Source organism: Zhongshania aquimaris, assembly GCF_019312595.1.
GTDB lineage: Bacteria > Pseudomonadota > Gammaproteobacteria > Pseudomonadales > Spongiibacteraceae > Spongiibacter > Spongiibacter aquimaris.
The window spans coordinates 1,922,140-1,929,980 of sequence record NZ_JAHWDQ010000001.1; the positions used below are offsets into that span (position 1 = coordinate 1,922,140).

A 7,841-nucleotide genomic window follows, 5' to 3' on the forward strand; every position below is an offset into this window, starting at 1 on the left:
ATGAGCCCCTTAATTCTCTCGAGCTACCGAAATATCAAAGCCATGCCCCTTTAACAAGGCGTGACGCTTAGCTTTATCGAGATCAGACGCCACCATCTCGGCACACATTTCCTCAACCGTAATCTCTGGGACCCAGCCTAACTTGGCTTTCGCTTTACTAGGATCTCCTAGCAGACTCCTAACCTCTGCGGGGCGAAAGTAACGAGGGTCAACACGAACTACCACATCACCAACTGTCACGCCTGGTGCAAGATCATTGTTGACGCTTAGAACTGTCGCACACTCATCAATGCCAACACCGGAAAACTCAATGTCAATGCCGGCTTCTTTTGCTGACATGCGAACAAACTCCCGAACAGAGATTTGCTTTCCAGTCGCTATTACAAAATCTTCTGCTTGCTCTTGCTGCAGCATCATCCACTGCATGCGGACGTAATCCTTTGCGTGTCCCCAATCCCGCAAAGCATCCATATTGCCAAGATACAAACAAGCCTCTAAACCATAAGCGATATTGGCGATGCCACGCGTGATCTTACGCGTTACAAATGTCTCGCCACGACGCGGTGACTCATGGTTAAACAAAATACCATTGCACGCATACATACCATACGATTCACGATAGTTAACAGTAATCCAATAGGCATACAACTTCGCCGCCGCATAAGGAGAACGTGGATAAAATGGCGTTGTTTCTTTTTGCGGAATCTCTTGGACTTCACCGTACAATTCAGAAGTCGACGCCTGATAGAAACGCGTCTTCTTTTCCAAACCTAGCAATCGAATAGCTTCCAAAATACGCAACGTCCCGAGCGCATCAACATCAGCGGTATATTCAGGGCTTTCAAATGAAACTGCCACATGAGACTGCGCACCCAGGTTGTAAACCTCATCCGGCTGAACTTCTTTTAAAATCCGAGTAAGATTTGAAGAGTCAGACAAATCCCCGTAGTGCAATATGAAATTTTTGTCGTTTGTATGCGGATCTTGATATATATGATCAATGCGCTCGGTATTAAACGACGAAGCACGACGCTTTATACCGTGAACTTCATAACCTTTTTCAAGTAGAAACTCAGCCAAGTACGATCCATCCTGCCCTGTTACACCCGTTATTAGTGCGACTTTCACAATAACCTCTCAATCTGAATATTAATTATTTTATATAGCAAAGAAAAAACTGCCGGATCCTCTCCCCGTTTACAATGGTGATCGTCACTCACTTCAGTGAGCCATCGCCGGAAACCCCACCACGTCAGGTTAAGAATCGGCCCAAGTCTAACCCCTTTACCACTATGCTAGCCCACTTATTAAAGATTTACCGAGTAAACAGCATAATAGCGTAAGCGGGTAATAAGGCATGGCCCTTAAGAAAAATGTGTTACCTATGTGACTGGGCTAATCTGTAACCTATGCGGGTATTTGTACACTCCGGCTCCGAGCCACGATGCACACCTCCAAAACCAAAGGTATTCGCTTGGCTCATTTGGGTACCCGACCGGGGTCGGGTATGGCGGAGTGTGGTGCCGTGTCCCTCAACGGCCCAATCGTCATCCTCAACTCGATTGAGGATCCATAAACCACGGGCTTTGCAGCACTACACAATTACGTCAGACGTCTGATGCTCGACGTAAAAGGCATTCGTTTACGCTCACCTGGATCCCCGATCGGAGTAGGGGATGACGTAGTGTGGAGCTGTCATCCTCTACGGCCCAACCGTCATCCTCAACTCGATTGAGGATCCACATACCACCTATATAGCAGCACATTTGGGACCGAGATATAGCGCAAACATCATGACACCCTAAATAACGGTAATGCCCCCTCTACGCCATCGGCGAGGCGAATATCCGGAAATTCAAACCACCGATCAAGAACGGTCTGATACAGAGCCCGAAAATCCGTCGTGAATTGCATATTAGCGTTATCTTTCTCAGGCAACGCAGGATACGTTCCGATATGACCGCCCTGCACCTTACCGCCCATCACAATATGACTCGCCGCTGTACCATGATCCGTTCCCCCAGAGCCGTTCATTTTCGGGCGTCGGCCAAACTCAGAATAGGTCATCACCACGACATCATCCCAATGCCCAGATCGAATCATTTCCTCCCTAAATGCCAGAAGCGCCGCCGACAGTTGTGACAACAAGCGCTGATGTACCGGCTTTTGATTTCGATGAGTATCAAAGCCAGACAGCGCCACTTTATATACCCGCGTATCGACACCGAGATTAATCAACTGCGCGATCTCAGCCAACTGACGACCTAATAGCGTTTCAGGGAAGATGGTTTTGACGACGTCCTTCTTCTGCAAAATAGGCAGCAAATCTTTAGCTACCGACACCAGGTTATTCTGTACTGACAATAAATGTGAGTAGGCCGCATTATTTTTCGCACCATCAATATGACCTAATTGCCGGCTTTTGCCTAAAAAATGTCGCAACAAATCTGCTTGCAACACCGCTCCTTTACCACCCGCTACTGGCCCGCTATTTCGACCTAACACAAGCGCATCTACACCAGACTTGGCTGGCTGTTTTGCCAGACTGCTTAACCAACCCGTAGTTTTATAACTATCGCTATTCGAAGCGGTATCCCAAATTTCTATACTTCGGAAGTGCGACAAATTGGGCCCGGGATAGCCTAAGCCATGAACTAAAGCGAGATCTTTATCCAACCACCCATTACGTAACGGCGATAACGCTTTGTGTAACGCAATGTTATCATCTAGCTTAACGCGCTCTTCTGCGGACAAGTGTAAAGCCGGACGCAATGCCTTGTATCGCGCTTCCTGCGCCAAGGGAATAAAACAGTTCAAGCTGTCGTTGCCGCCATTTAATTCGACCAACACCAAAGCGCGCTGCTTGCGCGCTCCACCGAGCGGCGCTGAACACACCAGCGGCACCGTGCCGACCGCACCCACTAACAATAAAAACTGAATTAGTTCACGCCTATTCATTTTAATTGCCATGCCGGGTGCTCAAAGACACGCGCCAAATCATCAACACAAGCCTCACCATTAACCGCTATATCAGTAATCTTTGCGGATGCCGGCGTGACTAAAACAGGAGAAGCCGCTAGCTCAGAAGCGCCTCGCTCACACAAAAACGAAAGCGATTTTTTATAACGCTTAGGCTGCAATCCCCGCGTTAGCTGCTCAGTAAATTTAACGCGCTCAACATAACTTTTACTATTAATCCAATCGCTGCCAATTGGCCAGCCTTTCACATTAGGCGGGTCAAAAATATTCTGCCCCATACGATTAACTAAGTTTGGAACAGACTTACTGGGCACCATTCCCGGCAACAGACGAGCTCCTCCTACAACTAGCTCCAGGGGAGATTTCGTCATATTACCCGCGTCATCCCAAAAAGCCTGACTCATTAAAATGCCGCGTATTAATCGAGAAATATTCCAATCCTGATAAAACTCAGACGCTAAACGTGATATCGCCTTGTCATCAGCCTCGCTAACAAATTCAAGCCACAACTTACGTGTAATATATTTCGCCACCTCTGGCTTACTTAATAGTATTTCGAGAACAGCATCCAACCCAAAATAGCCTGTTTGGCCAAGAATAGTTTTCTTAGCGTAATCATGCCGTTCAGGATAAAAACGTGGCACAAAATTGGCATTATCGATTGAAAGCCCAGTTAAGGCACGGGCAACTTCTTTCACATCTTTTTCAGAGTAATTCCCAACACCTAGCGTGAATAGTTCAAGTAATTCACGCCCTAAATTTTCGTTCGGTTTAGCTTTATTATTATTGTTATTATCTAAGTACATAATCATTGCGGGGTCACGAATTACGCTATGCAATAAAACACGAAAGCTACCCAAGGCATTCTTGTGAATCGTATTGTGTTGCTCATACATCAATGCCGCGTAAGGAACCTTAGCCAAACTCGACGTAAAATGGTTATGCCAGAACAACTCCATCCTATGCAACAAAACGTCATTTGAGTCATTACTCAATAAATGACTAGCGTAAGCCTGTTTAAGAGCATTCTTGCATTTGTTCTGGCTTTGCCGAAAGGCCATCAACTTTTCATCGTCAAAGTCCTTAAATTGCATATAAGGAATCAACGTTTCTTGCGCACAAGGAGGAACAGAAAAATCCTTTTCGCGACGTTGCAACAAATACGTAATCGCCTTCCCTTTGCCAAGGGGAAGTAACCGATTTATCAATTCAGACTCGGGACCAAATCCGGCTCGAAGACTCAAATGACGCGCCTCAGCAAAGGTAAGCGAAAACGACAAGGAGGAATAACATGAAGCAAATAACAGCGCCAAGAGCACGCCATAAAATTCAATAGAAAGTACCTTCATAATGAATCTGTCCCAGTTCTGGTACCGCAGCGTCACACCATGAAGTATTTGTTTTCAAGCGGAGAGATTAGTTCATTAAGGACGTTTAAAGAGAACTGCTCTGAATACAAAAGCTTGAAACATAAACTACGTCGGCAAAGAGTAGGCCGTATTCAACACACCCACCGTCACCATCAACGCCACGCGACGCCACCCTCAAAGCCCACTTTCGTCATCTTCTACGGCCCAACCGTCTTCCTCAACACCCCCACCGTCATCCTCAACGGCCCAACCGTCATCCTCAAATCGTTTGAGGATCCATAAACCACGGGCTTTGCAGTACTACATAGCCGCGTCAGGCTTCAGGCGCCCGACGTAAAAGGCATTCGCTACAGTTAGTTACGGGATTTTATAATGGCCGAGGAAGACGTAGCATGGTGCCATCACCCTCAACAGCCCCACCGTCATCCTCGACCCCGATCGAGGATCCACAGCCCTCGGAACAAGACCAAACACCAATCTAAATCAAAAACTCAAGCCTTCGGCGCCCGTCCATACCGATCTTCAAAACGCACTATATCATCTTCACCCAAATACGAGCCTGACTGCACTTCAATCAACTCCAGCGGAATAACGCCGGGATTTTCCAAGGCATGAATAACACCAACTGGGATATACGTCGATTGATTCTCGGTCAATGTTAACTCATTATCGCCATTCGTCACTTTTGCCGTGCCAGACACCACAATCCAATGCTCAGCTCTATGGTGATGCATTTGCACAGACAACTTAGCACCGGGCTTTACGGTAATACGCTTAACCTGATAACGCTCACCATTATCAATAGAGTCAAACACACCCCATGGGCGATACACATGACGATGCTGACTCACCTCACTACGGCCTTGCGCCTTTAATGACTCAACAATCTTCTTAACATCTTGAACCTGATCTTTAGCTGCAACCAAAATGGCATCATTGGTTTCAACCACAACAATATTATCCAAACCCACCGTCGCCACTAAACGGTGTTCAGCTCTAATATAAGAATTAGATGTATTGTGACTTAACACATCACCGCTAATCACATTACCAGAGGCATCTTGCTCACCAATCTCCCATAAGGAAGACCAAGCACCCACATCACTCCAACCTGCAGATAAGGGCACAACCACCGCCTTATCTGTCTTTTCCATAACCGCGTAATCAATAGACTCATCAGGGCAGGCTTTAAACGCGTCGGCATCAACGCGCAAAAAATCAACATCGCGGTTTTTACCCAAATAAGCCTTTTCACATGCAGCATAAATATCGGGTCGGAAAGTTTTTAACTCATTCAAATACACATCGGCAGCAAACAAAAACATACCGCTATTCCAGTAATAGCCACCGTCATCTAAATAAGATTGTGCCGTGCTTGCATCTGGCTTTTCGACAAACCGAGAAACCGCATAAGCACCAGAACCTGACTCACTACCACGCTGAATATAGCCGTAACCAGTATGAGCAGACTCAGGCACAATGCCAAAGGTAACCACCTTACCAGCTTCGGCCTGCGCCTTAGCTACAGCAACTGCAGCATGAAATGCGGCCACATCTTCGATAACATGATCCGCTGCCATCACCAAAAGTAATGGCGCCGCACCATCACAAGAATCAAGAGCATCAAACGCGGCAAGCGCGATAGCCGGTGCAGTATTACGACCAACTGGCTCTAAAATAATAGACGTTAATTCAGCCCCAAACTCTTGCGCTTGCTGTGCGACTACAAAGCGATGTTCTTCATTGCAAATAACAGATGTACTATTGCTCAACCCTTCAACCCGCGCAAGCGTGGCTTGCAACATCGTATTTTCACCAGCAATTGATAAAAACTGCTTAGGAAACAAACCCCTGCTAGATGGCCACAATCGGCTTCCGCTTCCACCCGCCATAACTAGTATGTTCATGTGAAGATCATCATTGTATTTATAGTTTTCCATTCACAACCAAGCCGGCGAGACTATAAAAATTGATAGCTACTTACCTAATACAGGCTATCGCTTCGCGCCAATCACTCGGCGTCACATTGTACACATTTTCAATCTTAGCCGTACTCAGCACCGAATACGCCGGCCGCTTTGCCGGTGTCGGATAATCTGCTGTGCTGATGGCATTAACCGTCGGCACACTTTTTAGCACACCCTGCTTGTGGGCTTCTTCAAATATCGCGGTGGCAAAGCCATGCCAGCTCACCGCCTCATTGCCAGCGTAATGATAAACGCCATAGTGGGCTTGCGTCCCGCTTTTGTTTTGCTCTGCCGTGTGCACTTGAGTTGCAATATGAACTAGGGCTTTGGCGATATCACCTGCATACGTCGGGCAGCCAAATTGGTCTGCCACCACACCCAAGGTGTCTCGCTCTTTGGCTAAGCGCAGCATGGTTTTCATAAAGTTATTGCCGTATTCACTAAACACCCAGGCAGTGCGGAGAATAATGTGTTTGGGGCAATGGCGCTGCACTGCCAACTCACCATCAAGTTTGGTTTGGCCGTATACGCCGGTCGGGCCGGTTTGGTCTGTTTCCAAATAGGGTGTTTGTTGATTGCCGTCAAACACATAGTCAGTTGAGACGTGTAGCAAGGGAATATCAAAGCGACTGCATAATTTGGCCAGCGCAGCAGGGCCATCTTCATTTATGCGCTTGGCTAATTCAGGTTCGGATTCGGCCTTATCAACGGCAGTGTATGCAGCCGCATTGATGATCGCTGTCACGCCCTTATCCGCAATGATCTTTTCTAATACCACGGTATCGTTGATGTCGGCGTCTTGGCGGCTTAGCAAGGTATGTGTAATACCTTGGGCTTTGAGCTGATCTGCTAGGCATTGCCCCAACTGGCCGCCGGCTCCGGTAACAAGTAGATGCATGTTATTCATCACTGAAACAACTCGGCAAAGGTAGGGGCTTTGCTGTCTTTGTCTGACAAGGTTGGGGTCTCTAGCGGCCACGTAATTGCCATAGCGGGATCATTCCAAATCAAGCTGCCCTCATCCGTTGGGTCATAGTAATCCGTGCACTTGTACTCAAAGTCAGCTGTGTCGCTAAGCACCACAAAGCCATGGGCAAAGCCCGGCGGCACCCAAAATTGACGCTTGTTTTCCTCTGAGAGGATCACGCCCTCCCACTGCCCAAAGCTGGGTGAGTCTGGACGGATATCCACCGCCACATCATAGACTTCACCACTCACCACCCGCACCAATTTGCCCTGCGGCTTGGTCTTTTGGAAGTGAAGCCCGCGCAGCACGCCTTTGGCGGAACGGGAGTGATTATCCTGCACAAAGGGCAGGCTAATTCCCGCCTGATCGCGATAACGGTCAGCTTGGAAGGTTTCTAAGAAAAAGCCGCGATGATCGCCAAATACCTTGGGCTCGATAATCACGCAGTCTTTTAATTTGGTTTGGATAACGTTCATTACTAACTCATAAATAAAGTGCGGTGTATCTACTTGTAGCCGTTAGCCACACGCAGCAGGTATTGGCCGTAGCCGGTTTTCT

7 protein-coding genes are annotated in these 7,841 nt (G+C 47.5%); 1 reads left to right on the forward strand and 6 read right to left on the reverse strand.

Features of this window, described 5'->3' with window-relative positions:
* Positions 1 to 9: 9 nt before the first annotated feature.
* Positions 10 to 1,128, reverse strand: a complete 1,119-nt coding sequence (gene gmd / locus KXJ70_RS08765) for a GDP-mannose 4,6-dehydratase (RefSeq protein ID WP_219043030.1) — start codon at positions 1,126 to 1,128, stop codon at positions 10 to 12.
* Between the two features lie 316 nt (positions 1,129 to 1,444).
* Here gmd and KXJ70_RS19340 point away from each other — a divergent pair, with 316 nt between their 5' ends.
* Positions 1,445 to 1,576, forward strand: coding sequence for a hypothetical protein (locus KXJ70_RS19340; RefSeq protein ID WP_255558229.1), 132 nt, complete (start codon positions 1,445 to 1,447; stop codon positions 1,574 to 1,576).
* Between the two features lie 215 nt (positions 1,577 to 1,791).
* Here the strand turns inward: KXJ70_RS19340 and KXJ70_RS08770 are convergent, their stop codons facing one another.
* The 5 genes from KXJ70_RS08770 to rfbC form a co-directional block, all read right to left on the reverse strand.
* Positions 1,792 to 2,958 carry a DUF1501 domain-containing protein gene (locus KXJ70_RS08770; RefSeq protein WP_219043031.1) on the reverse strand — a complete coding sequence of 389 codons (1,167 nt, stop codon included), beginning with the start codon at positions 2,956 to 2,958 and terminating at the stop codon, positions 1,792 to 1,794.
* Positions 2,955 to 4,328: a DUF1800 domain-containing protein gene (locus tag KXJ70_RS08775; protein WP_219043032.1), complete on the reverse strand. Its 1,374-nt coding sequence runs from the start codon at positions 4,326 to 4,328 to the stop codon at positions 2,955 to 2,957. Before KXJ70_RS08775 ends, KXJ70_RS08770 begins: the two co-directional genes overlap by 4 nt.
* A gap of 512 nt (positions 4,329 to 4,840) precedes the next feature.
* Positions 4,841 to 6,256 carry a mannose-1-phosphate guanylyltransferase/mannose-6-phosphate isomerase gene (locus KXJ70_RS08780; protein WP_219043033.1) on the reverse strand — a complete coding sequence of 472 codons (1,416 nt, stop codon included), beginning with the start codon at positions 6,254 to 6,256 and terminating at the stop codon, positions 4,841 to 4,843.
* 73 nt (positions 6,257 to 6,329) lie between these two features.
* Positions 6,330 to 7,223 carry a dTDP-4-dehydrorhamnose reductase gene (gene rfbD / locus KXJ70_RS08785; RefSeq protein ID WP_255558230.1) on the reverse strand — a complete coding sequence of 298 codons (894 nt, stop codon included), beginning with the start codon at positions 7,221 to 7,223 and terminating at the stop codon, positions 6,330 to 6,332.
* Entirely contained in the window at positions 7,223 to 7,759 is a 537-nt protein-coding gene (gene rfbC, locus KXJ70_RS08790) for a dTDP-4-dehydrorhamnose 3,5-epimerase (protein ID WP_219043034.1), read from the reverse strand. The genes rfbD and rfbC overlap by 1 nt, the downstream gene beginning before the upstream one ends.
* Positions 7,760 to 7,841: the final 82 nt, after the last annotated feature.

Coding starts and splice junctions, on each gene's coding strand:
- KXJ70_RS08780 (WP_219043033.1), bottom strand. CDS start 6,256: ATGAACATACTAGTTATGGCGGGTGGAAGCGGAAGCCGATTGTGGCCA.
- KXJ70_RS08770 (WP_219043031.1), bottom strand. CDS start 2,958: ATGAATAGGCGTGAACTAATTCAGTTTTTATTGTTAGTGGGTGCGGTC.
- KXJ70_RS08775 (WP_219043032.1), bottom strand. CDS start 4,328: ATGAAGGTACTTTCTATTGAATTTTATGGCGTGCTCTTGGCGCTGTTA.
- rfbC (WP_219043034.1), bottom strand. CDS start 7,759: ATGAACGTTATCCAAACCAAATTAAAAGACTGCGTGATTATCGAGCCC.
- rfbD (WP_255558230.1), bottom strand. CDS start 7,223: ATGAATAACATGCATCTACTTGTTACCGGAGCCGGCGGCCAGTTGGGG.
- KXJ70_RS19340 (WP_255558229.1), top strand. CDS start 1,445: ATGCACACCTCCAAAACCAAAGGTATTCGCTTGGCTCATTTGGGTACC.